Annotated in this window: 24 protein-coding genes, 1 tRNA gene and 1 other RNA gene; 5 read left to right on the forward strand and 21 right to left on the reverse strand. The window is 66.2% G+C overall.

The annotated features are described in order from the left end of the window. Positions 1 to 5 precede the first annotated feature (5 nt). From frr to G7B69_RS02900, 6 genes are all read right to left on the reverse strand, one after another. Positions 6 to 563 (reverse strand): ribosome recycling factor, encoded by a 558-nt coding sequence (gene frr, locus G7B69_RS02875; RefSeq protein ID WP_166175893.1) that lies wholly within the window; start codon positions 561 to 563, stop codon positions 6 to 8. Between the two features lies 1 nt (position 564). Then, positions 565 to 1287 (reverse strand): UMP kinase, encoded by a 723-nt coding sequence (pyrH, locus tag G7B69_RS02880; RefSeq protein ID WP_166175895.1) that lies wholly within the window; start codon positions 1285 to 1287, stop codon positions 565 to 567. A gap of 395 nt (positions 1288 to 1682) precedes the next feature. Continuing rightward, complete coding sequence (tsf, locus tag G7B69_RS02885) at positions 1683 to 2606, reverse strand: translation elongation factor Ts (RefSeq protein ID WP_166175897.1); 924 nt, start codon at positions 2604 to 2606, stop codon at positions 1683 to 1685. Between the two features lie 90 nt (positions 2607 to 2696). Next, the gene (rpsB, locus tag G7B69_RS02890; RefSeq protein WP_166175899.1) at positions 2697 to 3497 is read right to left on the reverse strand and encodes a 30S ribosomal protein S2; all 801 of its coding nucleotides are present in this window, start codon (positions 3495 to 3497) and stop codon (positions 2697 to 2699) included. A 520-nt stretch (positions 3498 to 4017) separates the two neighbouring features. After that, on the reverse strand, positions 4018 to 4929 hold the full coding sequence (locus G7B69_RS02895; protein ID WP_166175901.1) for a CDP-alcohol phosphatidyltransferase family protein: 912 nt from the start codon (positions 4927 to 4929) through the stop codon (positions 4018 to 4020). After that, positions 4926 to 5678 carry a phosphatidylserine decarboxylase gene (locus G7B69_RS02900; protein ID WP_166175903.1) on the reverse strand — a complete coding sequence of 251 codons (753 nt, stop codon included), beginning with the start codon at positions 5676 to 5678 and terminating at the stop codon, positions 4926 to 4928. The genes G7B69_RS02895 and G7B69_RS02900 overlap by 4 nt, the downstream gene beginning before the upstream one ends. A 104-nt stretch (positions 5679 to 5782) precedes the next feature. Between G7B69_RS02900 and G7B69_RS02905 the strand changes: the two genes are divergently transcribed. Next, on the forward strand, positions 5783 to 6880 hold the full coding sequence (locus G7B69_RS02905; RefSeq protein ID WP_166175905.1) for a phosphatase PAP2 family protein: 1098 nt from the start codon (positions 5783 to 5785) through the stop codon (positions 6878 to 6880). Between the two features lie 100 nt (positions 6881 to 6980). On the opposite strand, the gene G7B69_RS02910 is transcribed toward G7B69_RS02905, so the two are convergent. The 4 genes from G7B69_RS02910 to G7B69_RS02925 all read right to left on the reverse strand — a co-directional run bounded on the left by G7B69_RS02910 (position 6981) and on the right by G7B69_RS02925 (position 11192). Continuing rightward, a complete protein-coding gene (locus G7B69_RS02910) occupies positions 6981 to 8510 on the reverse strand; it encodes an MBL fold metallo-hydrolase (protein ID WP_166176203.1) in 1530 nt (509 codons plus the stop codon). 62 nt (positions 8511 to 8572) lie between these two features. Next, positions 8573 to 9460, reverse strand: a complete 888-nt coding sequence (locus G7B69_RS02915) for a ribose-phosphate diphosphokinase (RefSeq protein WP_166175907.1) — start codon at positions 9458 to 9460, stop codon at positions 8573 to 8575. After that, positions 9457 to 10944 (reverse strand): thymidine phosphorylase family protein, encoded by a 1488-nt coding sequence (locus G7B69_RS02920; RefSeq protein ID WP_166175909.1) that lies wholly within the window; start codon positions 10942 to 10944, stop codon positions 9457 to 9459. The genes G7B69_RS02915 and G7B69_RS02920 overlap by 4 nt, the downstream gene beginning before the upstream one ends. 162 nt (positions 10945 to 11106) lie before the next feature. After that, a tRNA-Tyr gene (locus tag G7B69_RS02925) sits at positions 11107 to 11192 on the reverse strand. A gap of 127 nt (positions 11193 to 11319) precedes the next feature. On the opposite strand from G7B69_RS02925, the gene rlmB reads away from it, so the two are divergent. Together rlmB and G7B69_RS02935 are read left to right on the forward strand one after the other, a co-directional pair. Then, on the forward strand, positions 11320 to 12114 hold the full coding sequence (gene rlmB, locus G7B69_RS02930) for a 23S rRNA (guanosine(2251)-2'-O)-methyltransferase RlmB (protein ID WP_166175911.1): 795 nt from the start codon (positions 11320 to 11322) through the stop codon (positions 12112 to 12114). Positions 12115 to 12137: 23 nt separating this feature from the next. Next, positions 12138 to 13013: a hypothetical protein gene (locus G7B69_RS02935; RefSeq protein ID WP_166175913.1), complete on the forward strand. Its 876-nt coding sequence runs from the start codon at positions 12138 to 12140 to the stop codon at positions 13011 to 13013. A 78-nt stretch (positions 13014 to 13091) separates the two neighbouring features. On the opposite strand, the gene G7B69_RS02940 is transcribed toward G7B69_RS02935, so the two are convergent. Continuing rightward, positions 13092 to 13364 (reverse strand): HU family DNA-binding protein, encoded by a 273-nt coding sequence (locus G7B69_RS02940; RefSeq protein ID WP_166175915.1) that lies wholly within the window; start codon positions 13362 to 13364, stop codon positions 13092 to 13094. A 249-nt stretch (positions 13365 to 13613) separates the two neighbouring features. Continuing rightward, positions 13614 to 16007: an endopeptidase La gene (gene lon, locus G7B69_RS02945; RefSeq protein WP_166175917.1), complete on the reverse strand. Its 2394-nt coding sequence runs from the start codon at positions 16005 to 16007 to the stop codon at positions 13614 to 13616. Positions 16008 to 16184: 177 nt separating this feature from the next. Between lon and G7B69_RS02950 the strand changes: the two genes are divergently transcribed. Next, complete coding sequence (locus G7B69_RS02950) at positions 16185 to 16586, forward strand: PilZ domain-containing protein (RefSeq protein WP_166175919.1); 402 nt, start codon at positions 16185 to 16187, stop codon at positions 16584 to 16586. On the opposite strand, the gene G7B69_RS02955 is transcribed toward G7B69_RS02950, so the two are convergent. The 6 genes from G7B69_RS02955 to G7B69_RS02980 form a co-directional block, all read right to left on the reverse strand. After that, complete coding sequence (locus tag G7B69_RS02955; protein ID WP_166175921.1) at positions 16587 to 16925, reverse strand: YbaB/EbfC family nucleoid-associated protein; 339 nt, start codon at positions 16923 to 16925, stop codon at positions 16587 to 16589. It lies immediately after the preceding gene. A 9-nt stretch (positions 16926 to 16934) separates the two neighbouring features. Beyond that, positions 16935 to 18704, reverse strand: coding sequence for a DNA polymerase III subunit gamma/tau (locus tag G7B69_RS02960; protein ID WP_166175923.1), 1770 nt, complete (start codon positions 18702 to 18704; stop codon positions 16935 to 16937). A gap of 40 nt (positions 18705 to 18744) precedes the next feature. Continuing rightward, positions 18745 to 18839: signal recognition particle sRNA small type (gene ffs, locus G7B69_RS02965), an RNA gene on the reverse strand. 35 nt (positions 18840 to 18874) lie between these two features. Next, positions 18875 to 19153 (reverse strand): ETC complex I subunit, encoded by a 279-nt coding sequence (locus G7B69_RS02970; RefSeq protein ID WP_166175925.1) that lies wholly within the window; start codon positions 19151 to 19153, stop codon positions 18875 to 18877. Positions 19154 to 19167: 14 nt separating this feature from the next. Further along, positions 19168 to 21588, reverse strand: coding sequence for an ATP-dependent helicase HrpB (hrpB, locus tag G7B69_RS02975; RefSeq protein WP_166175927.1), 2421 nt, complete (start codon positions 21586 to 21588; stop codon positions 19168 to 19170). Between the two features lie 28 nt (positions 21589 to 21616). Then, the gene (locus tag G7B69_RS02980) at positions 21617 to 22627 is read right to left on the reverse strand and encodes a polyprenyl synthetase family protein (RefSeq protein ID WP_166175929.1); all 1011 of its coding nucleotides are present in this window, start codon (positions 22625 to 22627) and stop codon (positions 21617 to 21619) included. 65 nt (positions 22628 to 22692) lie between these two features. Here G7B69_RS02980 and G7B69_RS02985 point away from each other — a divergent pair, with 65 nt between their 5' ends. Continuing rightward, on the forward strand, positions 22693 to 22998 hold the full coding sequence (locus G7B69_RS02985; RefSeq protein ID WP_166175931.1) for a chorismate mutase: 306 nt from the start codon (positions 22693 to 22695) through the stop codon (positions 22996 to 22998). A gap of 12 nt (positions 22999 to 23010) precedes the next feature. On the opposite strand, the gene G7B69_RS16675 is transcribed toward G7B69_RS02985, so the two are convergent. The 3 genes from G7B69_RS16675 to G7B69_RS03000 all read right to left on the reverse strand — a co-directional run bounded on the left by G7B69_RS16675 (position 23011) and on the right by G7B69_RS03000 (position 25660). Continuing rightward, entirely contained in the window at positions 23011 to 23478 is a 468-nt protein-coding gene (locus G7B69_RS16675; RefSeq protein ID WP_207785934.1) for a hypothetical protein, read from the reverse strand. Positions 23479 to 23550: 72 nt separating this feature from the next. Beyond that, positions 23551 to 25050: a sensor histidine kinase gene (locus G7B69_RS02995; protein WP_166175933.1), complete on the reverse strand. Its 1500-nt coding sequence runs from the start codon at positions 25048 to 25050 to the stop codon at positions 23551 to 23553. After that, entirely contained in the window at positions 24983 to 25660 is a 678-nt protein-coding gene (locus G7B69_RS03000; protein WP_166175935.1) for a response regulator transcription factor, read from the reverse strand. Before G7B69_RS03000 ends, G7B69_RS02995 begins: the two co-directional genes overlap by 68 nt. Positions 25661 to 25725: the final 65 nt, after the last annotated feature.

Consider the following 25725-nt stretch of genomic DNA (forward strand, 5'->3'; position numbering starts at 1 on the left):
ACGTCTCACTGCGTCATGATTTCCTTTTCCTTCGCCGTGGCGGCGGCATCCGCCTCGGCGACGAACTTGTCGGTCGACTTCTGCACCTCGTCCTCGAGCCGCTTGCGGTCGTCCTCGGAGATGTCCTTGCGCTTCTCGTCTTCCTTGAGCGCTTCCATCCCGTCGCGGCGGACATTGCGGATGGCGATCTTGGCATTCTCGGCATACTTGCCGCACAGCTTGGCAAGCTCCTTGCGGCGTTCCTCGGTGAGGTCGGGCAGCGGCAGGCGGATCGTCTGGCCATCGATCATCGGGTTGAGGCCGAGGTTGGCCTTGGCGATGCCCTTTTCGACCGGGATCACGTTGGCCTTGTCCCACACCTGCACGCTGAGCATGCGCGCTTCCGGCGCCGAGATCGTCGCCACCTGATTGAGCGGCATCATCGCGCCGTAGACCTCGACATGCACCGGCTCGAGCAGCGCGATGTTGGCGCGGCCGGTGCGCAGGCCGGACAAGTCGTGCTTGAGCGCCTCGACCGCGCCCTGCATCCGCCGTTCGATGTCGGCTTTGTCGAATTTCGCCATCTCAGGCCTCTCCTTGCACTATCGTCTGCACGCCCTTGCCCGCCAGCACCCGCGCGAGATTGCCGTTCTCGCGGATCGAGAACACAACGATCGGGATCGCGTTATCGCGGCACAGGGCCACGGCGGAGGCATCCATTACCTTCAGGTTGTCTGCCAGAACCCTGTCGTAAGTGACTGTTTCAAAGCGCTTGGCCTTGGGATTCTTCTTGGGATCGGAATCATAGATTCCGTCGACGCTGGTGCCCTTGAGCAGCGCGTCGCACTTCATCTCGGCGGCGCGCAGCGCGGCGCCGCTGTCTGTGGTGAAGTAGGGGCTGCCGACGCCGGCGGCGAAGATCACCACCCGGCCCTTCTCGAGATGGCGCTCGGCGCGGCGGCGGATCACCGGCTCGCACACCTGGTCCATCTGGATCGCCGACTGCACGCGGGTATGGACGCCGATCTGCTCGAGCGCGTTCTGCATCGCCAGCGCGTTCATCACCGTCGCCAGCATGCCCATGTAGTCGGCCTGCGCGCGGTCCATCCCCGCAGCCGCCCCGGCCATGCCTCTGAAGATGTTGCCGCCGCCGATGACCAGGCAGATCTGCAGGCCGCTGTCTTTCGCCGCCTTCACCTCGCGCGCCAGCTCGCCGACCACCTTGGGGTCGAGCCCGAACGACTGATCGCCCATCAGCACTTCGCCCGACAGCTTGAGCAGGACGCGTTTGACAGGCGGCATGGGCATGGCGCGGCGGGACCTTCCGGGACAGTTCGCCGCCCTTATAGAGCGCGTCCGTCCGGTGCCAAGGGCGCGATTTTCCCGCATCGCGCGGCCGCGCCGGCCAGCCACGCGCTCGTTCGAATGTTGGATCGGCCCGCGCGAATGTTGGATACGCGGGAAGCCCCGACGAGTAGCAGGGCAGGCGACGGAGTCTGCTTCACAGGTGCCTCAAGGTGTTTTCGGTAGGAGAAGTGTCACCCTGTCGCCGGGACCGAAAAGCCCGGGTTTGCGCGGGTTTGCCGGGCGACAGGTGGGTGACAGGGTCCGTAAAGTGTCACCCGATTCGGCAGCCTGGCCGCGGCGCACGGAAAAGGCCGCCGAACTCGCGTCCGGCGGCCTCTTGCGTTCGGTTGGCAAGCTCAGCCGGCGACGGCCGCGGCAACCTCCGCCGCGAAGTCGCTGGCTTCCTTCTCGATGCCTTCGCCGAGCTGGAAGCGGACGTAGTCCTTGAGCACGATCTCGCTGCCGGCGGCCTTGCCCGCCTGCGCCACGAAGTCGGCGATCGGGGTCTTGTTGTCGAACACCGAGAGCTGGCTGAGGAGAGCGTTCTCCTTGGCGAACTTCTTGATCGCGCCGTCGACCATCTTTTCCTGGACCTCGGCCGGCTTGCCGCTCTCGGCCGCCTTCTCGCGGGCGACCTTGCGCTCGCGCTCGATCACCTCGGGGTCGAGGCCGTCGGCGTTGAGCGCCTGCGGAAACGCCGCGGCGATGTGCATCGCCAGCTGCTTGCCGAGCGGCTCGAGCACGTCGGCGCCGGCGGCGCTCTCGAGCGCGACGAGCACGCCGATCTTGCCGAGGTTCGGGCCTTGCGCGTTGTGCATGTAAGGCACGACCACGCCCTGGCCGACGCTGACGTGCTTCATCCGGCGGACCTGCTGGTTCTCGCCGATTGTCGCGACGTTGTCGGTCAGCTTGTCGGCCACCGTGCCGCCGCCGGGATAAGCGGCCGCCTTGAGCGCCTCGACGTCGTCGGTGCCGAGACCGAGCGCGACCTCGGTGGTCTTGCGGACGAAGTCCTGGAACTGGTCGTTCTTGGCCACGAAGTCGGTCTCGGAATTGACCTCGACCGCGACACCGGTGGTGCCGTTGACGGCCACGCCGACCAGCCCTTCGGCCGCGGTGCGGCTCGACTTCTTGGCAGCGGCGGCGAGGCCGCGGGCCTTCAGCGAGTCGACCGCGGACTCGAAGTCGCCGCCGCTCTCGTCGAGCGCTTTCTTGCAGTCCATCATGCCGGCGCCGGTGCGCTCGCGCAGGTTCTTCACGTCAGCGGCTGTGTAAGCCATGGTCTTGTACCTCTTGAATTGAACGGGACCGGGCGCCGGGCCTCGCTAAATGGGGGCCCGGCGCGCGGATCGCTAGTGCGAGCCGGGGGCTCAGGCTTCGGCGGGTGCCTCTTCGGCAGCCGGTTCGGCGGCGGCGGGTTCCTCGGCAACGGCTTCCGCCGGCGGTTCGGCCATCGCGCCGAAGTCGGCGCCCGAATCGACCACGCCTTCGCCGCGGCCGCTCATCGCCGCCTGGGCCACCGCGTCGCAGTACAGGCGCACCGCGCGGCTGGCATCGTCGTTGCCCGGGATCGGGAAGGCGATGCCGCTCGGATCGACGTTCGAATCGAGGATCGCCACGACCGGGATGCCGAGCACGTTGGCTTCCTTGATCGCCAGCTCTTCCTTGTTGGCGTCGATCACGAACATCACCGCGGGAATGCCGCCCATGTCGCGGATGCCGCCGAGCGACATCTCGAGCTTCTCGAGCTCGCGGGTCAGCTGCAGCACTTCCTTCTTGGTCAGGCCCGAGGTGTCACCCGCGAGCTGCTCCTCAAGGCTCTTGAGCCGCTTGATCGAACCGGAAATGGTCTTCCAGTTGGTCAGCATGCCGCCGAGCCAGCGGTGGTTGACGAAGTGCTGGCCGCTGCGGCGGGCCGCTTCGGCGATCGGATCCTGCGCCTGGCGCTTGGTGCCGACGAACAGCACCTTGCCGCCGGCGCGGACGGTATCCTGGATGAAGTCGAGCGCGCGCGCGAACAGCGGCACGGTCTGCGACAGGTCGATGATGTGAACCCCGTTGCGGGCGCCGAAGATGTACGGCTTCATCCGCGGGTTCCAGCGGTGGGTCTGGTGGCCGAAGTGGGCCCCGGCCTCGATCAATTGCTGCATGGTGACGGTCGGAGCCGCCATAAGGAATTCCTTTCCGGTTATGCCTCTGGAAGGCGCTGGAACCCTGGCGGAGCGTCCCGCTGGGGCACCGGACTGTGTGCCTTCCATGTGAATTTGCCGTTCGGACCGACAAGCGGACCATCCGGCGGGGCCGGCCCTTAACGGCGAACGCCGGGCAAATCCAGCGCAATTCGCCGTGCTGCCGATTCACCTTGCCGCAAATTGGGGCTTGACGTTAGAACAAACCATGAACATATACCGAATCAGGCGGACAGACCGGGAACGGAACGATCGCCTGGACACTTCTACCGCAAATCTCCCGCGGCCGTTTCCCGGCACGGGCAAGCAAGGTTCACGGATATGTTCGCTACGCTCTTGACCCTCGCCTTCGTCGCCGCCGCGGCCCTGGCCGTCGCGGTGATTGCCGCGTCTCTCGCGAAGGGCTTTGCTGCTGCCACGATGGTTCGGCAGCAGCTCGCCCTTTGCAGCGACACGCGGACGGTGACGGTGCGGCACGAGCGTGGCCGCGCCTGCCCGGTGGTTATGGCGCGGACGTCACGTCGAGCGGTTCGGCCGGCCCCGATGCCTGCGCTTCAATCGCGCCGGCGCGCAGCCGCCTGACCTTCGCGTACTTGGCGATCCCCAGCGGCATCAACGCCAGGTAGACGACGCAGATTCCCGTCAGCGTCCAGAAGGGTTCCACCAGCAGCGCGGCGAATACCAGCCCCACGAGAGCGATCGCTTCGAGCCTGATCGAGCGCCTCGGCCGGATCGATTTCCAGCTCATCGTGGCGATGTTGGAAATCATCAGGAAGGCCATCGCCGCGACCCACGCTGCCACCAGCCAGGGATTGCGGAACACCGGCTCACCGGTGGCGATCCACAAGTACATCGGCAGGAACGCCAGGCCTGCGCCGACCGGGGCGGGAACGCCGGTGAGGAACCCGGCGGACTTGTGCGGCTGGTCGTCCTCGTCGATCCGCGCGTTGAAGCGGGCGAGCCGCAGCGCGCAGCAGATCGCGAATGCGAGGCTGGCGAACCAGCCGAAGCGCGGCAGCTCCTGCAAAGACCACAGGAACAGCACCAGCGCCGGCGCCATCCCGAAGCTCAGTGAATCCGCCAGGCTGTCGAGCTCCGCCCCGAAGCGCGACTGCGCCTTGAGCAGGCGGGCTATCCGCCCGTCGATTCCGTCGAGCACGCCGGCAAAGACGATCGCCAGCAGCGCTTTCTGCCAATCGTCCGGGTGCCCGTAAGCCGCCGAGATTGCAAAGCGAATGCCGGTAAGGCCCGAACAAAGCGCCGCTGCCGTGATCGCATTCGGCAGCACCGCGCGCACCGTCAGCCCGCCCCCGAAGCGCCGCGTGACCGGAATGTCGTCCTCGCTCGCCTTCGGGCCGAGCCAGGCCGGCCCTGGATCGATCGGCCTTTCGTCGTCGAACTCGGGGCCGCTCATTGGCTGACGCCTTCGATCAGCCCCTGCTTGCCGATCTCCGCAAGCACGGTCTCCCCGCCGATCACCTTTTGCCCGAGCAGCACCTTCGATTCGGTGCCGCGCGGCAAGTAGACGTCGACCCGGCTGCCGAAACGGATCAGCCCCACGCGCTGCCCGGCGGCGACGATGTCGCCCGGCTTGATGAACGGTACGATGCGCCGCGCCACCAGCCCGGCGATCTGGGTGAACGCCACCCGCACGCCGTCGGCGCGCTCGATCAGCACGTGCTGGCGCTCGTTCTCCTCGCTCGCCTTGTCGAGGTCGGCGTTCACGAACTTGCCCGGAATGTAGATCACCCGGGCGACCGTGCCGCCGATCGGGGCGCGGTTGATGTGCACATCGAACACCGACATGAAGATCGAGATGCGGGTGACCGGCTCGGCCGTCAGCGCGTCGCCAGCTTGCCCGTCGGGCACCTGCAACTCGGCCGGCGGCGGCACTTGCTGGATCAGCGTGATGAGCCCGTCGGCGGGCGAAACGATCAGGTCCGCGCCTTGCGGCACGACACGCTCCGGATCGCGGAAGAAGGCGAACACGCCGAGCGAGCCGAGCAGCAAGGGCCAGCCGAGAATCTGCCAATGCAGGATCAACAGGACGATCAGCGAAACGCCAACCGCGGCGAGTCCGAATTTGCGCCCTTCGGGATGGATCGGAGGCCAGCCCCATTCGGCGTCGCCCCGGCCCCGGTTGTCTAACAGGTCACCGGCCATGGCGGGCATCTAGAATGTCCGCCCCGCGGCTACAAGCAAAGAAGCCGCTGGCGGCCGATCCGCCCTTAGCAGATTCCTTAGAATTCGCGGGTATCGCACCCGGCATGACGAGCGGAGGCACAATTGGGCTGCGCGGCCCGGTGAATGCGGGCGAGTGCCGGACGTGGCTCGCGGCCGACGCCCCCACTTACGTCATTGCCGTGTTCCTGTTTGCCCTCTGCCTGGTGCTGATGGCGATGAAGGGCATCTACTTCGGTCCGGACCTGATCGCAGTGAATGCACAGGTCTTCGCGATCAGCGCGATGCTCATGATTGCCATGGACGCCGGATGGCAGCTGTGGCGGCACCGCGTCGCCAGTCCGGCCGCCTTTCTCAGGGACCGTTATCTACAGCCGGACCGCCTTTCGCGGCTGCTGGCCGGGCTGCCGATGCTGGCCGTGTTCATCTGCTTCATGCCGTTCTTTTCCAAGATGAAGGCAATGATCCCGCTGTTCAACGCCTATACCTGGGACCAGACCTTCATCGGCTGGGACCGCGCCCTGTTCTTCGGACATGACGCCTGGCAGGTGCTGCAGCCCTTCGTCGGGTATCCACCGATCACGGCATTCCTGGCGCTGCTGTATCAGGTGTGGTTCCTGCTGCTTTACCCGGGCTGCCTGTTCTTCTGCTTTTTCGGTGTCGACGATCTCACCCGCCGCAGGTTCTTCCTTTGCTTCGTCCTGAGCTGGACGGTGATCGGGGGCGCCCTCGCCACGGCCTTCGCCTCGGTCGGCCCCTGTTTCCTCCAGCCGCTGCTCGGCGATCCGCATTTCGCCGCGCAGATGGCCTACCTCAACGCAGCCGACGGCCATATCCCGGTGATGACGCTGACCGTGCAGCAATTGCTGCTCGACTGGTTTCACGCAGATTCGCGCGGCCTCGGCAGCGGCATCACCGCCATGCCCTCGATGCACATTTCCATGGCGTTCCTGTATTACCTGGCGATGCGCCATGTATCGAAGCGGGCGGGATCGTTCGTCCTCGTGTTCCTGGCCCTGATCTTCGTCGCCTCGGTCCACCTGGCCTATCATTACGCGGTCGACGGCATTGTCTCGATCATCGTCACTGCGGCGCTCTGGTGGTCATCTAAGCGGGTGTTCGCCTGGTGGGACCGGCAGCGCAGCACCGCCGCGGCGCCGAGGTCAGAGCCGGCCATCGCCTGATTGCGCAATTGGACTTCTGTTCACCCGGCGCGGCTAACAGCGGCGGGCGAGTGCCGAGTTCGATGTCCCTCGAGCGCTGGCGTGAGGCTTAGCCCCTGAGCTAGTCGCGGCGGTTGTCGCGAAAATGGGTATAGGACCGCAAGACCTGACGAAGCCGCTCGATGGCTTCCTGCCGGTGATCCTCGGGAATTCGTCCCAGATCCGACTTCAGTCCGGTGACGAGGTCGGCATAGGCATTCTGCCAGTCTTGCCCGACCGCGCGCTGTGCGCCGGGAAGACCTGTCGTCAGGCGTCGCGCTTTTTGCCTCACAGAAAGAGCATAGCTTTCGCCGATTTTCGGCAGCCGGACGTTGAGATCCGGTTCGCGTTGTTGCAGTTCCCTTCGCATCGCTTCGAGACCTTCGGACTCGCCGTGATCAAGAAAGAGCGTCCCCGAAATCGGAGCGCGATGCACGATCCAGTCGAGAAGCTCGCTCTGGTCCGCATGAGCCGAGTAGTTATCGATCCGCCTGATCTGCGCACGGACCTGCACGTCGGTTCCGGAAATCCGCACCGCGTGCGCGCCGTCGACAAGCACTCGGCCGAGGGTGCCCTGGGCCTGATAGCCGACGAACAGGATCGTCGATCCGCGCCGGTGGAGATTATGCAGCAGATGGTGGCGAATACGGCCGCCCTCGCACATTCCGGAGGCCGCGATGATGATCGCGCCCGACATCGAATTCAGGCGTATCGACTCTGCAGCATCGCCGACAAAGTGAAAGCCGGGATCCGCAAATATATTTATCCCGCCGGTGTCAGCCAGCTCGGAGGCGTATTTCGCGAACACCTCTGTGATCTGCCGGGCAAGCGGGGAATCGATGAACACGGGTGCTTTGGGAATGTCGTTGCCCTGCATCAGGTAAGCGAGGTCGAGAAGCAATTCCTGGGTGCGTTCGAGCGCGAATGCGGGGATGATCAGGTTGCCTCCACGGGCAATGGCCGCGACGACTTCGGCTCGCAAGATTTCTCGGCGCTGTTCGATCGTCAATTTCTCTCGGGTGCGGCCACCATAGGTGCTTTCGCACACCACGTAGTCGAAGCCAGAGGGGCCGTCGGGGTCGGCGAGGAAAGCCTTGAACTCGGGGCCGATGTCGCCCGAGCACATTGCGTGTACGGATCCGCCTTCGAGTTCGACCGACGCCGAACCGAGGACATGGCCGGCATTCCAGAAGCGTGCCCGGAAGCCCGGTGCCGGTTCGAACCAGCTGCCGAGCTCAACCGGCTTGCATAACCGCCAGGCCGCTAGCGCGTCCTGCTCAGTGTAGAGCGGTGCGAACGGCGCGTTCCCGGCGCGATCCCGACGGCGATTGTGCCGCTCGGCTTCCATTTCCTGGATGCGTCCGGCGTCGGCGAGCATGAATTCGAGTAGATCGTGTGTTGGCTCGGTGCACCAGATTGCGCCTTTGAAACCCTCCGCCGCCAGTTTCGGCAGCAGACCGCAGTGGTCGATGTGGGCATGGGTAAGAACGACGGCTTCAATGCGCCGCGGTTCGAAGGCAAACGCGCCCAGGTTCAGCGCTTCGAGGGAGCGCGAACCTTGGAACAACCCGCAATCGACCAGGACGTGCCGGCCCCCGCAGACGAACTCCATGCACGAACCGGTTACCGTGCCGGCGGCGCCATGAAACGTTAGCTTGAGCGCATCGTCAGTCACTACAAGCTCCATCGGCGGCGGCGGATTTCCTCAGCCAGAAGACCGGCGATCGGCAATGTTCCGACAGGGCCGGCGACGCTATCGGTCGCACGGATCGGTGTAATTCCGGCTTCGCGCAGCTCCGCCAGGTCGGCTTCCGCAGCGAGGCAGTGCGTCGCGAGCACCTCGATGTTTCGCGCCCCGGCTTCGCGCATCAAGCGGGCGGCAGCAAGGAGAGTGCCGCCGCTCGAAATCAGATCATCGACTATGACCACGCGCCGGCCCTTTGCCCTCTCCGCGTCGGGGATCGCAACATCCACGCTGCGATCGCCGGCGCGGCGCTTTGTTCCCAGAACGAACTCGAGCTGCAGTGGGCCGGCAATCCGCTCCACCCATTGGTGGGCTTCTCCGTCGGGCCCAACCAGCAAGGGATCGTCGCGCTTGTCGAGCGCGGCGGCCAGGACAGGCGCCGCCGAAACAGCGACAGCTTCGATCCCGGGCATGATGGCGGCCAGCGAGTGCGTGCGGTGAAGGTGCGGATCGAGCGTCAACAACCCATCGAAGTGCTCTGCGAGCACCTTGCCGATGACACGTTGGCTTACTGCTTCTCCGGCGTGGAACACGGTGTCCTGCCGCATATAGGCCAGATAGGGGGCGACCAAAACGACCTGCGCGGCACCATTGTCACGCAATGCCGCGGCAGCCAGCAGGATTTCGATCAACTTGTCATTGGGGTGATCGAGCGAACAATAGAGCAGTGCCGTTGAGGACGATGGCTCGACCTGAACGAGGCTTTCGCCGTCCGGGAAACTTCGCGAGGCAACCGCGCGATGCGGAACGCCGAGGGCGCGCGCCAACCGTTCCGAAGCGGCCGCCTGGGCGGCAAAGCCAAACACCGTGCAACTCATGAGCCAACCTCGTAGCCGGAGTCTTCGGCGGCAAGGTCGCGCGCGAAGCCGAGTCCGGTCTCCGAGTTGGCGAAGATTCGATAGAGCGCCTCGCCCTTGCGGACGTGGGCGCCGACCTTGCAAAACAAGTCGATCCCTGCACCTTCGTCCATCGGCGCCCCGGCGAGGCGCGCAATGCGGGCAATGCGCTCACAGTCGATCTGTCGAACCGTGCCGGCTTCAGCGGCGACAATATCAATATGCCTACTGCCCAACTGCGGTTGCACGGCGCGCCGACCCTGTGCCGCGATTATCCGCTCCATGGCCGCGAGCGCCGCACCGGAAGCCAACAGTTCCAGCGCACGGGCATAGCCGCGGCCTCCTTCCAGCGCAGGATCGAATTCGAGCATGTGTCCGGCGAGCACGACCGCGTGCTCGCGCAGGTCGGCGGGCGCGTCGTCTTCGTTCCGCAGCACCGCCATGACGTCGCGTGCTTCGAGGACCGGGCCGACACCGCGACCTACCGGCTGCGAACCGTCACTGAGGACAATCGTCGTCACCAGGCCAAGGTGACGGGCGACGTATTCGAACAGCTTGCGCAGCCGAACGGCATCGCTTTGGTTACGGACCTTTGCCGTTGGGCCGACTGGAATATCGATTACCAGATGAGTAGATCCGGCAGCGACCTTCTTGGACAGAATTGAGGCGACCATCTGCTCGAAGGTGTCGAGCCTGAGCGGACGCTCCACCGAAATCAGAACGTCGTCGGCCGGCGAAAGGTCAACGCGTCCGCCCCAGGCCAGAAACGCCTTCTCGGAGGCAATGATCTCCGCCATCCGCTCTTCCGTGAGATCGACGTTGGCGAGTACCTCCATCGTGTCGGCAGTACCTGACGGCGATGTAATCGCACGCGAAGAGGTCTTCGGGCAGATCAATCCGTGGGCAGCGACGATCGGGACCACGATCATCGACGTGCGGTTTCCCGGAATTCCCCCGATACAGTGCTTGTCGACGACCAGCGGAGCGTCCCAGTGCAAGCGGTTGCCGGCTTCCACCATCGAGCGGGTCAGAGAAAGCGTCTCCTGCGTACTCATAAAGCCGGCGCAGGCAACGAGGAAGGCGCCGATCTCCATTGGCGAATAGAGATGGTCGGCGATGTCGTGAACAATCATCGCGATCTCGCTGTCGGAAAGCGTATCGCCGTCAATCTTGCGACGAACGGACTCGAGGCTGGCCGGTTGGCGTGCCTGCTCGATGGCAACCTCCGTTCCCTCGGCACAGCCGAGGCGACGAAAGGCTTGTTCGCCGAGGCCGATCTGGCCGTGACCGACCAGGCTTTCGTCGTCCACGATATTCAAGGTGGCGAGGATTTCGTGGCAACCGACCGAGACACGAATCTTGCGCAAAGCCTGGAACTGCTCAGGCGAGTAACCTTCGCCATCGCGCAGCAGGAAGACCGTATTCTCGGGAAAGGTGTCGACCGGCACCCGTTTGATCGTCGGCATGAGCCACCTTCCTCGCAATTCCAATGCCATCGGGTGGCTGGTGCTGAAAGAGGTAGGCGCCGGCCCGGGCGATCCTGTATCGGGAAACCTACGGAGCAAATCTCCTCCGTGCGGCGCCATTTCAGGCCGGAAGAGATCTCCTCGGCAAATATGCAGACCGGCTGGTGGACAGGGGTGGATTCGAACCACCGTACGCTTGCGCGGGCAGATTTACAGTCTGCTGCCTTTAACCACTCGGCCACCTGTCCACCCTGATGCCGGGTGACGGGCGAACCCGCTGAATTGCGCCCCGCGCTGCGGGGCTCCGGCCGAGTGCCGGGGTCCATGGCGAAGCGGCGCTTGCCTGTCAATGGCGGCGCTGGCAGGGGATGGCCGATGGCAAAAGGCGGAAACAAGAAAGCGCTGCGCGGGCGCGCGGGACGGATGCAGGGCGGGCGCGGTTCGGGGCGGCCGACGCACGGCCACGTTCGCCTGTGGGGCCGGCACGCGGTGGAGGCGGCGCTGAAGAATCCCGCGCGCCAGCACCGCAAGCTGTGGGCTACGCGCGAAGGCGTCGCCTCGCTCGACGGCGAGCTGCCGGCCGGGTTTCCGATCGAATACGCCGAGGTTGCCGACCTCGCGCGGCTCGTCTCGCACGATGCGCCGCACCAGGGCCTGGTGCTCGAATGCGAGCCGCTCGACGACATCCATCTCGACGACGTGCTCAGCGGCGACGCCGATCGCCCGATCGTCGTGCTCGACCAGGTCACCGATCCGCACAACGTCGGCGCGATCCTCCGCTCGGCGGCCGCGTTCGGCGCCGCGGCGCTGGTGACGCAGGACCGCCACGCTCCGCCCGAAAGCGGCGCGCTGGCCAAAGCGGCCTCCGGCGCGCTCGAGTCCGTACCGTGGGTGCGAGTGGTCAACCTCGCTCGCGCGCTCGAGGAGATCGCAGAGGCGGGTTACTGGCGCATCGGCCTGGCCGGCGATGCCGACGCCGAATTCGCGCAGGCGCTGGCTGCTGGACCGGTAGCACTGGTTTTAGGTGCGGAAGGCGAAGGCTTGCGGCATAACATCGCCGCGCATTGCGACGCGCTCGCACGGCTACCGATCGGCGAGGCGATGGAAAGCCTCAACGTATCGAACGCCGCCGCGATCGCGCTCTACGCGGTGGCGACACGGCCCGGCTAGTCGGGCCTGACGGGGGGTAGGCGATGTTCACGTGGTTCCGGCGGGCCCTGGTGCCCGCGCTCGCATGCCTGGCGCTGAGCGGCTGCTTCCTGCAGCCGGGGAAGTTCGATTCGACGCTCGACTTACGCAAGGATGGGTCTTTCACCTTCGCCTACAAGGGCCAGATCTACCTGCTCGCCCTGAGCAAGATGGCCGACATGGCCGGCAAGGCAGAGACTGCCGGCGACCAGTTCGTCGCCGAAGCCTGCCACGACGACAATTTCGACGAGCGGACCTGCACGGCCGAGGAACTCACCGAGCAGAAGCGCGCCTGGGAAGAGGGCAGAGAAAAGAAGAAACTGGAGGACCAGAAGAACGCCGAGATGATGCGCGCCATGCTCGGCGGGATCGACCCGGCCGATCCGGAAGCGGCCAGGGAACTGGCCGAGCGTTTGCGCCACCAGGCCGGTTGGCGTTCGGTGACTTACGTCGGTGACGGATTGTTCGAGGTCGACTTCGCGCTTTCGAGCAAGCTGACGCACGACTTCGCCTTTCCCACCATCGAGCGCTTCCCGATGGCCAATGCCTTCGTCATGGCCAATCGGCGCGCGGACGGCACGGTACGGATCGACGCGCCGGGCTTCACCGCCCAGAGCGCCACCAATCCGCTGCAGGCAATGATGTCAGGAGCCTTGGGCACCGGGATGAGCGATCCCACCGCAAACTCGGATGCCGGCGCGGCCGCGGTGCCGAACGTGCCCGAGATCGACGGCACGTTTCGCCTCGTCACCGACGGCGAAATCCTCGCCAACAACACCGACGAAGGGCCGCGGGCGGGCACCGGGGGCAAGGTCCTGCAGTGGCGCATTACCAAGCGGACCCAAGTGATGCCGCTGGCCCTGGTTCGACTGGTGCCGTAGCTGGCAAACGAAAGGCCGCTCCAGCGGAGCGGCCTTTCCATCGCAACAAGCCCGGCTCCCCCGCCGGGCCGTGCAAAATCAGTTCACTGAATCCTTCAGGCCCTTGCCCGCCTTGAACTTGGGCTGGGTCGACGCCTTGATCGTCATTGGCGCGCCGGTGCGTGGATTGCGACCCGTCGAAGCCTTGCGCTTGGCCACCGAGAACGTGCCGAACCCGACCAGCCGCACTTCGTCGCCCTTCGACAGCGTGCGCGTAATCGTGTCGAACACACCCTCGACCGCTTTCGTGGCATCGCTGCGCGACAGTCCGCTGGCGTCGGCGACTGCACCGATCAGTTCGTTCTTGTTCATGGTCGGAGAAACCCCCCTCATTTGTGTTGTCGGATCGAATTTGGAATCGCGTCGCGATGGCGCGGGAGTTGAGCGTCTTTTCCATGCCCTGTCAAAGCCAAAGCCGCCAAATTCCGCGCCTGGGCGGCGAATTGGCCGACATTTGACGCCGGGAGCGTCCCGCGCGGAAACAGAGCGTGCTTAACAGCGCGCTAAGGGTAGGACGGCGGCCACCGATTCGCTGCGCTGCAGCGCTCCTGCTGCGCGCGCTCAGTGAGCGGTCGTGGCAGTAGCCGGTGGGCTGCCCAACTGGCCAGGCTGACTGGCGAGATCGTCCGCCTCGGTCCATTCAATCGCTGCCGGCACCGCCGTCAACGCGACTTCGAGCACCTGGTCGACGTGTGCCACCGGGATGATCTCGAGCCCTTCGATCACATTGGCCGGAATCTCGGCAAGGTCCTTCACGTTGTCTTCTGGAATCAGGACGGTCTTGATTCCGCCGCGAAGCGCGGCGAGCAGCTTCTCCTTCAGCCCGCCGATAGCCAGTACCCGGCCGCGCAGCGTGACCTCGCCGGTCATCGCCACGTCCGGGCGCACCGGCACCCCCGTCAGGGTCGAGACGATGGAGGTGACCATGCCGACCCCGGCGCTCGGCCCGTCCTTCGGCACCGCCCCTTCAGGCAAGTGGATGTGGATGTTCTTGCGCTGAAAGATCGAAGGCTTGATGCCATAGGCCGGGGCGCGCGCCTTGACGAAACTGAACGCCGCGGCGACGCTTTCGGTCATCACTTCGCCGAGCTTGCCGGTGGTCTTGACCTCGCCCTTGCCGGGCACGGTGACGCTTTCGATCGTCAGCAGTTCGCCGCCGACTTCGGTCCACGCCAGGCCGGTAACCGCGCCGACCTGCGCCTCGTCCTCCGACATCCCGTGCTTGTATTTGCGAACCCCCGCGAATTCACCGAGGTTGTCCGGCGTGATAATCACGCGCTCGACCTTCTTCTCGAGGATTTGCCGCAGCGTCTTGCGCGCCAGCCGGGCGATCTCCCGCTCGAGCGTGCGCACGCCGGCTTCCCGGGTGTAGTAGCGGATCAGGTCGCGCAGGCCGTCTTCGGTCAGCTCGAACTCGCCCTGCTTGAGGCCGTGCGCCTCGACCTGCTTCTTGATCAGATGGCGCTGAGCGATCTCGACCTTTTCGTCCTCGGTGTAGCCTTCGAGACGGATGATCTCCATCCGGTCGAGCAGCGGCTGCGGCAGGTTGAGAGTGTTCGCGGTGGTCACGAACATGATGTCGGAAAGGTCGATGTCGAGCTCGAGATAGTGATCCTGGAACTTCGAGTTCTGCTCGGGGTCGAGCACCTCGAGCAGCGCGCTCGCGGGGTCGCCGCGGAAGTCCTGGCCGAGCTTGTCGATTTCGTCGAGCAGGAACAGCGGATTGCTGGTTCCGGCCTTGCGGAGGTTGGTGACGATCTTGCCTGGCAGGGAGCCAATGTAGGTACGCCGGTGGCCACGGATCTCGGCCTCGTCGCGCACGCCGCCGAGCGACTGGCGAATGAACTCGCGGCCCGTCGCACGGGCAATCGACTTGCCGAGGCTGGTCTTGCCGACGCCGGGAGGGCCGACGAGGCACAGGATCGGGCCCTTGAGCTTGTTGGTGCGCGCCTGGACAGCCAGGTACTCGATAATGCGGTCCTTGACCTTCGACAGGGCGTAGTGATCCTCGTCGAGGACCGCCTGGGCCTTGGCGATGTCCTTCTTGAGCCGGCTCTTCTTACCCCACGGCAGGCCGAGCAGCACGTCGAGATAGTTGCGGATCACCGTCGCCTCGGCGCTCATCGGCTGCATCGTGCGCAGCTTCTTGAGCTCGGCGCCGGCCTTCGCCTTGGCCTCCTTCGAGAGCTTGAGGGTCTCGATCTTCTGCTGCAGCTCGGCGAGTTCGTCGACCTCGCCCTCCTCCCCGCCGCCAAGCTCGCTCTGGATCGCCTTGAGCTGCTCGTTGAGGTAATATTCCCGCTGGGTCTTCTCCATCTGCCGCTTCACCCGGCCGCGGATCTTGCGTTCCACCTGCAGCACCGAGAGCTCGCTTTCCATCAGCGAGAAGACCATCTCGAGCCGCTTCAGCGCGTCCGTCTCGGTCAGCAACGACTGCTTGGTGGCGACCTTGCTGGTCAGCGCCCCGGCGATCGCGTCAGCGAGGCGGCCAGCATCGTCGATTTCGGCGAGCTCGGTCTCGATGTCGTCGGGCAGCTTCTTGTTGTGCTTGGCGTAATCGCCGAACTGCTCGAGCGCGCTGCGCATCAGCGCGGAAACTTGCGTGCCGCCGAGCTCTTCCTCTTCGATCAGCTCGGTCGTGGCGAGCACGTAGTCGTCGCGCTCCTCCAGATTGGTCAGCCTAGCGCGCTGCTGGCCCTCGACGAGAACGCGCACGGTGCCGTCGGGCAACTTCAGGAGTTGCAGCACCTGAGCGACCGTACCGATGTCGTAGAGATCGTCGCGTTCGGGATTGTCGCAGCCCTGATCGAGCTGGGCGACGAGGAGGATATCCTTGTCGCCGGCCATCGCCGCCTCGAGCGCCGTCACCGACTTGTCGCGCCCGACGAACAGCGGGACTACCTGGCCGGGGAACACGACCAAGTCGCGCAAGGGAAGCAGGGGAAACTGATTCATGAAGATATTCATCCGTCCAATATAACACCGCGCGGCAGAAAGCGCTCCAGCGCGCGTCTTGGCCCTGAATATGGGAAGCGCCGCGCACGCCCGCAACGGCGATAGCGGATTCGCTGTGGATGGAGGCGCGCTCCTGCCGTTTACGCGAATTTAGGGATGTCCCTTCATTCCCCGAGAATGTCCTTTGGCCGCGCAACCGCCCGCGATATTGCCGAACGAAGGGCCGAACCGCGCACTCCGCTGAATTGCCCCGCCCGATTGCGAACCTGCTTTGGCGACAGGACCGGTTCGCTGTCGGACCTGTCGGTCACGGGAACCCGCTTCCACACCGTCGATCCGCCGAGGGAGGGCACCACGGCGCTTCTTGAATGGGAGGGGCATGATTCGATCTGCCGCGTCGTCTGGACCAAGCCGGACACCTGCGGCCTCGTATTCGAGCCGCCGATAGCCCGCCACATCGTCGAGAAGTACGCACCGGCCGTCGGCCCCGTGGAGCCCCCGGCCGAGCTTGGCCGGATTGCGCCAGGAAAGCGCAGCTCGCTACGCGCGGTCCTGGTCAGAGGCGGCGACGAACCCTAGTCAGCCCATCCCCGGCAGCTTGAAACCGGGCGGCAGGCCCATTCCCGATTGCGCCTTGTGCATCTCGAGTTCGGCCGCGAGATCGGCCTTGGTGCGAGCATCGTTGAACGCGGCAGTCACCAGATCCTCGAGCATTTGCTTGTCCTCGGGCACGATCAGGCTGTCGTCGATCGACACCGACAGGATGCGGCCCTTGGCGGTAGCGCGGATCTTGACCAGCCCACCACCCGCGGAACCTTCAACCTCGAGCGAATCGAGCGTCGCCTGGACGTCACTCATCTGCTGCTGGATCTTCTCGGCGGCGGCTTGCGCGGCCTTGAGCATCTCTTCCATGTCCATCGCTTGATCCTAGGCTCTCTTGTTCCAGTTGCGGTTGCCTTGCGCGCCTTCCGCCTCGTCGACCAGCTCGGCGCCGGGGAACGCCGCGAACGCCGCCTCGACCAGCGGCGCGCTGCGGATCCGAGCGTCCTCGGCGGCCTTCACCGTCTCCGCCTGCTCGCGCAATGTGGGCAACGAAAGGCCCGTTCCCGCAGCGACCTGCCAGCGTTCGCCGGTCGCCTTGAGCAAGGCATCGCGCACTTCCGGCGCGGGGTCTTCGCCAAGTCCCGGCGCGACCTCGTAAACCAGCCTCCCGGGCGCCAGTTCGATGACCCGCAACCAGTCGCGCATGACTTGCGCAACCCTGATCGCGCCCGACTGTTCGACCCGCTCGACCAGCCGTTGCCAGCTTTCGAGCGACAGCGGGGCTGACGCAGACGCACCATTGCTTCCTTGCGGCGCAGCGGGAGCGTCGGCAACGCCGTTGGCGGCCATCGTCTCGAGCGCTTTTGCCAGCGTGCCCGGATCGGGCATCTCGGCGGCGTGAAGCACGCGCAGCAGCGCCATCTGCGCAGCGACCAGCGGGTCGGGCGCCTTGCGCACTTCGTCATGACCCTTGAGCAGCAACTGCCACAGCCGGTGGAGCTGCCCCGGCGAGAGCGACCCGGCCCACCGTTCGAGATCCTCGCGCTCCTCCTGCGTCGCCGCGTCGGCCGCGTTGCTGCCAATCTGGGCGACGGTGATGCCGTGGGCGAGCTCCATCATCGCCCGCATCAGCGCGAGTGGTTCGACGCCGAGCGCGTATTGCCGGTCGACCTCGGCGAGCAGCGCCTGCGGATCGCCTTCGAGCAGGGCCGCAAACAGCCGCCGCCGCGCGCCCTTGTCGGCGAGGCCGAGCATGTCCTGAACGCGTTCGGCGGTGATCTTGCCGCCGCCTTCGAGGTCGGCATGGGCGATCGCCTGGTCGAGGATCGACAAGCCGTCGCGGCTCGACCCCTCGGCCGCCGAGGCGATGATCGCCAGCCCCTCGGGCTCGGCCTCGACGCCTTCCTGGCGGCAGATCGAGGCGAACTGCTGCTCGAGAAGAGGCTTGGGGATGCGCTTGAGGTCGAAGCGCTGGCAGCGGCTGAGCACCGTCACCGGCAGCTTCTCGACCTCGGTGGTGGCGAAGAGGAACTTCACGTGCGGCGGCGGTTCCTCGAGCGTCTTGAGCAAGGCGTTGAACGCGTTGCGCGAAAGCATGTGGACTTCGTCGATGATGTAGATCTTGTAGCGCGCGCTGACCGCGGCGTAGCGCACCGCCTCGATGATCTCGCGCACGTCGTCGACGCCGGTGTGGCTGGCGGCATCCATCTCAATTACGTCGATGTGGCGGCCCTCGGCGATTGCGAGGCACGGTTCGCACACGCCGCAGGGATCGATCGTCGGCCCGCCCTGCCCGTCGGGGCCGACGCAGTTGAGCGCCTTGGCAATCAGCCGGGCGGTGCTCGTCTTGCCGACCCCCCGCACGCCGGTCATCAGGAAGGCGTGCGCCAGCCGGTCGCGAGTGATCGCGTTGGCCAGCGTCTTGACCATCGCGTCCTGCCCGATGAGCTCGGAAAAGGTCTGCGGCCGGTACTTGCGGGCGAGCACGCGGTAGGGAGTCGCCGCCGGTGCGGGCGCCGCCTTCGGAGCCTCCGGGGCGGTTTCGCCGAACATCGCCGCCTGGCCGGCGGATTCGAGCTCCGCCGCGCTAGGCTTGCTCTCGCCCTCCCCGTCCGGCGGCGGATCGTCGCCGAAGATGTCGCCGGAATCGGTCATGCCGGCAGGTTAGGGATTGGGGCGGAGAATGTCATGCGGTGAAAAAGGAGCCGGGCGACCCGCTGCCATCCGTTGTGGCTGCTTCCTTCCGGACCTGACCAGGTTGGCGGACGCGAACGCCCACCCGACTCCCGGGCGGGCATATGGCGGGAGTGGCGGCGATTTGCAAGTTAGCGGAAGTTGTCGGCGTAGGCCTGCAGCTTGAGCTTCCTCGGCGGCGTCTGGTGGACGATCGCGGAAATACCGCACTTCGTCGCGTAGGCCTGTGCCGCCTCGCAAGTGTCGAACTTGAGCCGCACCTGCTCGCGGGTGTCGCCGCTGCCGGCCCAGCCCATCAGCGGATCGGGCTTCTTCGCCTCGAGCGGAGCGAACTCGAGAATCCACTGGTCGGTTAGCGCCTTGCCCGACTGCATGGCATTCTTCGGGCGCTGGTAGATACGGGCTTGCATGCGGGTCCTCTATGTCAGCCGCGACTGTTTTGGAAGGCGTTCTTGGTCTTCAAGCTGGGTTTCTCCGCCCACGGTTCCTCGGGCCAGCGATGCTTCGGATAGCGGCCTTTCATTTCCTTCGCGACGTCCTTCCAGCTGCCCCGCCAGAAGCCCGGCAAGTCGCGCGTCGCCTGGATCGGCCGCCCAGCAGGGCTGGTGAGTTTGAGCAGCAACGGTGTGCTGCCGATCATGGGGTGAGCCTCAAGCCCAAACAGCGCCTGGACGCGTACCTCGACCGCGGGGGCATCGGGACCGGAGTAGTCGATCGCGTGGCTCGACCCGGCCGGCGTGGCAAACTCGCGCGGGGCCACGCGATCGAGCCGCTGGCGCGCGTCCCAGTCGAGCGGGGCGAGCAGCGCGTCGATCAGCTTTCCTTGAGGGATGGCAAGATCGCGCCGCCCCTGTAGCAAGGGAGCGAGCCAGTCCTCGGCGCTGGCGGCCAAAGTTTCCGGCGAAAGCGCATCGATGCCGGCGAACCGCGCGCGGGCGAGTAAGTCTTTCGGTAGGATATCCGCAAGGTTTTCCAGAGCCTTCGCCACCAGCAGCGCGGTGACCGCCTCCGCATCGGGCGTGGGATCCGGCCCGCTCGCCAGCGTTATCGCACCGAGCCGCCGTTCGAGCCGCGCTTCGGCGCGCTCGCCGGTCCACCTGAGCAGGCTGCGACGTTCCACGCGCTCCCCAAGCCACTGCTCGACTTCCGCGGTGGTCAGCGGAAGCGCGGCTGTGATCCTCGCGCCTTTGGCCTGACCCTGCGCGTCGCCGATGGCGAGCCACTCGGCGGAGGCTAGCGGCGAAGTGGAATCGAGGACGTAACCGCGCCCACCAGCCGAGAGCCAGCTTTCCCCCGAATTATCCCGGCGGCGCGCCAGATTATCCGGCAGCGCCATCGCCAGAAGAATGCCGAGCGGCGCGCCTTCGCCTTCCAATTTGCCGACGACAGCGCTTGCCCTCCTGGCCCAGCCCTGCGCCAGCTTCCGGCTTGCATCCGCCCGTGTTGAGCGATCGCCGTCCCACCGCGCCAGCCGCTGCGCCAGGTCTTCGCTGCGCCCGCCGAGGCCGCGTTCCTGTAGCAGGAGCGCGAGCTTGGCCGCCTGCTCGGCCGCCCCGTGCTCGGCGCCGTAGAGCAGCATGGCCGCTTGCCACGGGGCGATCGGCAACGAAGCGATCTGGCGTCCGCGATCGGTGATTTGCCCTGCCCCGTCGAGCGCAGCGAGCGCCTCCAGGCGCCCGCGCGCCGCGCTGAGCGCCGGCAACGGCGGCGGATCGAGCCACGGCAGCGAGGCCGGGTCGGCCACACCCCAATGCGCCAATGCCAACAGCAGCGGCGCGAGGTCGCTTGTGAGCATCTCGGGCGGATCGAACGGCGCGCGGCCGGGGTGCGCGGCTTCCTCCCACAGGCGATAGGCCACGCCGGGCCCCTGCCGCGCCGCTCGGCCCGCCCGCTGGGCCGCCGCGGCCTGGCTGGCGCGGTGGGTGACCAGGTGGGTCACGCCGGCGGCTAGATCGAACTCGGCGCGGCGCGAGAGGCCGGCATCGACCACCACCGAGACGCCGTCGAGGGTGATCGAGGTTTCGGCGATCGCGGTGGCAAGCACGATGCGGCGACGGCCTTGCTGATCACGCCGGATCGTCGCACGTTGGGCCGCGGGTTCGACCTGGCCGTGGAGCGGCAGGATCGGCACGTCGGGCAAGCGCTTGGCCAGACGCTCGCGCGTGCGTTCGATCTCGCCGACTCCGGGGAGGAAGGCGAGGACGTCTCCCTTCTCATCGCGCCATGCCTGCAACACCGCGCTAGCCATCGCTTCGTCGGTGCGCAGCTCGGGCCGGCTGCCGAGCCACTCGATACGCAGCGGGTATGCCCGGCCTTCGCTTCGGATCACTGGCGCGCCGTGCAGCAGGCGAGCAAATCGCGCTCCGTCGATAGTAGCCGACATCACCACGATCCGCAGGTCCTCGCGCAGGACCGACTGGCTTTCGATTGCCAGCGCTAGACCGAGATCGCTGTCGAGGTGTCGCTCGTGCGCTTCGTCGAACAGGACCGCCGACACGCCGGCCAGTTCCTGATCGCCGAGGATGCGGTTGACGAAGATTGCCTCGGTCACGACGAGGATGCGGGTGGCCGCCGATTGTTTGCTGTCGAGCCGGGTCAGGTATCCCACGCGCTGGCCGACCGGTTCACCGAGCAGTTCGGCCATGCGCTCGGCCGCCGCGCGCGCTGCCAGCCGCCGGGGGCTGAGGAGGATAACTTGCCCCGTGCACCAGGCCTCACCAAGCAGCGCGGGCGCGACGGCGGTAGTCTTGCCGGCGCCAGGTGGCGCGACCAGCACCGCGCCGGCACCATCGCGCAAGGAGGCGAGCAGGTCCGGCAGGATGGCGTGGATCGGCAGGTCTGTCACCAGTCCTGCCTTATCGAAATGGCGGGCGTCAGTAACCCCGGCTAACCGCGAACTGCGCCGCCTCGATCATCGCTGCCCTCGCACGGCCGTCACGGAAGATCGACAGCGCGTCGCAGGCGCGCTGAGCGAAGTGCCGCGCGCGCTCGCGGGTGGCAGCGATCGCGTCGTGGCGGCGGATCAGGTCGACCGCGTGGGCGAAGTCCTCGTCCTCGGTGCGGAAGCCGGCAATCGCGTCTTCCCAGAAGCGCCGTTCCTCGTCCGCACCGCGGGCGTAGGCGAGGATTACCGGCAAGGTCATCTTGCCTTCGCGGAAGTCGTCGCCGCGGTCCTTGCCCATGTCGGCGGTGCCGGTGTCGTAATCGATCGCGTCGTCGACCAGCTGGAAGGCGATGCCGAGATTGCGGCCGTAATCGTCGAGCGCCTGCTCCTCGGCCGCGCCGCATTCGGCGACGACCGCGGCGATGCGGCTGGCGGCGGCGAACAGCGCGGCGGTCTTGGCGCCGATGATGTGCAGGTAGCGCTCTTCGCTGGTCTCGATCTTGCGCTGGGCGGTGAGCTGGTCGACCTCGCCCTGGGCAATGATCGCGCTCGCGCCGCTGAGAATCTTGAGCACCTTGAGGCTGCCGTCCTCGACCATCAGTTCGAACGCGCGGGAGAACAGGAAGTCGCCGACCAGCACCGTCGCCGGGTTGCCGAAGACGATGTTCGCCGCCGACTTGCCGCGGCGCTGCTCCGAACCGTCGACGACGTCGTCGTGCAGGAGGGTGGCGGTGTGAATGAATTCGACCGCCGCGGCGAGCTTGTGGTGGCGCGTGCCGTTGTAGCCGACCAGCTCCGCCCCGGCGAGCGTGAGCATCGGCCGCATGCGCTTGCCGCCGCCCGCGATCAGGTGGCCGGCGAGCGCGGGGATCAGCGGGATCTCGCTCTGCATCCGGTCGAGGATGGTCGCATTGACCGCGTTCATCGCCGTGGCGGTCAAGTTAAGGATCGGCGCCAGCGTCGGCTCTTTGCGGGGAAGCGGGACGACCTCGGCGCTCATGGGGCGCACTTGGCGCTGCAACGGGCGCTTGGCAAGCGCGGAATCGCTGCTAGCGTCGCCGGCCTATGGCTGCCCAGGCGAACGACCAGAAACCCGACGAAGTGCTCGCGGGCTTCCGCAAGAGCATCGACAACATCGATGCCGCGCTGATCCATATGCTCGCCGAGCGCTTCCGCATCACCAAGGAAGTCGGTGCCTACAAGGCGCGCACCGGCATGGCCCCGGCCGACCCCGGACGCGAGGAGCAGCAGATCAAGCGCTTGCGCAGCCTGGCCGAGGAAGCCGACCTCGACCCTGAATTCAGCGAGAAGTTCATCCGCTTCGTGATCGACGAAGTGATCCGCCACCACCAGCGCGCGCAGCGAGGCTAACCCGCGCGCTGTCTAGTGGTGGTGATGACGCCCGCTGTCGCCGGAGCCAGGATCGTTTGAGCCATTTCGATCATGGCCGGGGTGGTGTCCGCCCCTCGAGCCGTGGCGCTCGTGATCGCCGGAGTGGTGGTCACCGCCGCGGTTGTGATCGCCGTCACGATGGCTGCGATTCCCTCCGCTCGAGTCCTGGCCGCCATCTCGGTGATAGCCGTTCCAATTTTCATGATGATCGCCGCCGCCCCGGCGCGACTGCCAATAGTGCCGCTGGCTGTCGCTCCAGCGATGCCGCGCGCCCGAGCGCTCGTACACGTAATAGCCGGTGCCAGGGTAATAGTAGTCGTCGTACCATCCATAGTACGGACTTGCGTAGCCGTACGACAGGCCGGTGTAGCCGTAGCCGCCATAGCCGTCGGTGGTGCACCCGCCGACGGCAAGCGCCGCGCCGCCGATGAGCGCGAAGCGCAGGATGGAGCTTTTCATGGGACCTCTCCTGATCGTCGTTGTGCGCCAAGAGTAGGAGAGGCCGGTTGTATCGGGCCTGAACCCAGGTCTTCAGCGGACCGCCGGTGCGCGCGGCAAACGTAGCCTCACAAGCAGCCCGCCGAGGTCCTCGCTCTCGTCGAGGTCGACGGTGCCGCCGTAGATCTTGGCCACGTCGCGAACGATCGCGAGGCCGAGGCCGGTGCCCGGCTTGTTGGTGTCGAGCCGTGCGCCGCGCCTGAACAGGTCACCGCGCTGCTCCTGCGGAATGCCGATCCCATCGTCCTCGATCCAGACCGAGCAGAGCGCCTCGTCGGGCTCGGGGTCGACGGTGACGAAGACGCTGCCGCCCCCGTACTTGGCGGCGTTCTCGATCAGGTTGCCGAGGATTTCGTCAAGGTCCTGCCGCTCGAGCGCAACTTCCGCGGTTTTCGAGCCATCGATGTCAAAGCGCACGGCGGGATAAAGCCGGGCGACGGCGCCTTCGACCCCTGCGGCGCTCTGCATCACGTTGGCCCGCGCGAGCCCGGTCGCGCGGCGGCCCACCGCGCGGGCGCGCGCCAAGTGGTGGTCCACCTGGCGACGCATCACCGTCGCCTCGCGCAGCACGGTACAGTCGAGGTCGGGCGAGTGCGCACTGGCGGCGTTGGTCAACACGGTCAGCGGCGTCTTCAGCGCATGGGCGAGGTTGCCGGCGTGGGTGCGCGCTTCCTCGGCCTGCTGCTCGGAATGCGCCAGCAAGGCGTTGAGCTCCTCGACCATCGGCTGCACTTCCAGCGGCAGCGGATCGGTCACGCGGTTGGTGCCCGTCGTGCGAATATGGGCGATCGCCTGGCGCACGCGGCGCAGCGGGCTGAGGCCGTACCATGTCTGCAGCATCGCCATCAGGAACAGCCCGATGCCGAGCACCGCGAACGACCAGGCGAGGATCGCCCGGACGTTGGCGATCTGCTGATCGACCTCGCTTCGCGCGCTCGCTACCATGAACCGCCAATGTGTCTTGCTCCCGGGGAGCATGACCGAGCGTTCGACGACCCGCAGCGGTTCGCCCGCGAACTGGTACGAATCGTAGTAGAGCGGTTCCTTGACGAAGCCCTTGACGGGGCTCTTGAGGGTGCGATCCCACAGCGATTGCGACGGGAACGGCTCGTGTCCCTCGCCGGTGATCTGCCAGTAGACGCCGCTGTTCGGCTCGAGGAAGCGCTGATCGCCGAGCGGTCGGGTAAAATAGACATCGCCATCCGGATAGAGCTCGGCCGAGCCGATCATCGCGGTCAGGACATAGCCGAGCTGCTCGTCGAACTGGCGATTGAGGAGGTTGGTAAGCGTGCGGTTCAGGGCAAGGCCGCCGAGCAGCAACAGGATGGTTATCCACCCTGCCGCGATCAGGATCATCCGCCGCGACAGGCTGCCGGTGTGGGGCACGGCAGCAGGAGCGCCCGCCGACGCCGCCTCCGCTGGCGCGCCGGACGCTTTCGCCGGCGCTTCGCCCGCGGGAGCGGCGCTATTCGCGCGGCGGTTCGTCGGGATCGTCGAGGCTATAACCGAGTCCACGGATGGTGGTGATGACATTGGCGCCCAGCTTCTTGCGAATCCGGGTGACGAAGACCTCGATCGTGTTCGAATCGCGGTCGAAATCCTGATCGTAGATGTGCTCGATCAGTTCGGTGCGGCTGACCACCTTGCCCTTGTGGTGCATCAGGTAGCTCAGCAGCTTGTATTCCTGCGCCGTCAGCTTGACCGGCTCGCCGGCACGGGTCACCCGGCCCGAACGGGTATCCAGCCGCACGTCCCCCGCGGTGAGTTCGGAACTGGCGTTGCCCGCGGCCCGGCGGATCAGCGCGCGCAGGCGGGCGATCAGCTCCTCGGTCTGGAACGGCTTGGCGAGGTAATCGTCGGCCCCGGCATCTAGTCCGGCGACCTTGTCCGACCAGCTGTCGCGCGCTGTGAGCACCAGGACGGGGAAGTTGCGCCCCTCCTTGCGCCACATGCCGAGCACGGTGAGACCGTCGATCTCGGGCAGGCCGAGGTCGAGAATCGCCGCGTCGTAGTCTTCGGTCGAGCCGAGAAAATGGCCGTCTTCGCCGTCGGTGGACAAGTCCACCGCATAGCCGTTCTGTTCGAGCGTGCTCTTGAGCTGTTGGCCCAGGGTCGGCTCGTCCTCAACGATTAGGATGCGCATTCACCGGTCCCCTGTAGTGTCGCGGCCTCGAAATGGGGCCGAAACATGAACGCGTCAACAGGCGG

This window comes from Croceibacterium segetis, from assembly GCF_011320115.1.
Lineage (GTDB): Bacteria > Pseudomonadota > Alphaproteobacteria > Sphingomonadales > Sphingomonadaceae > Croceibacterium_B > Croceibacterium_B segetis.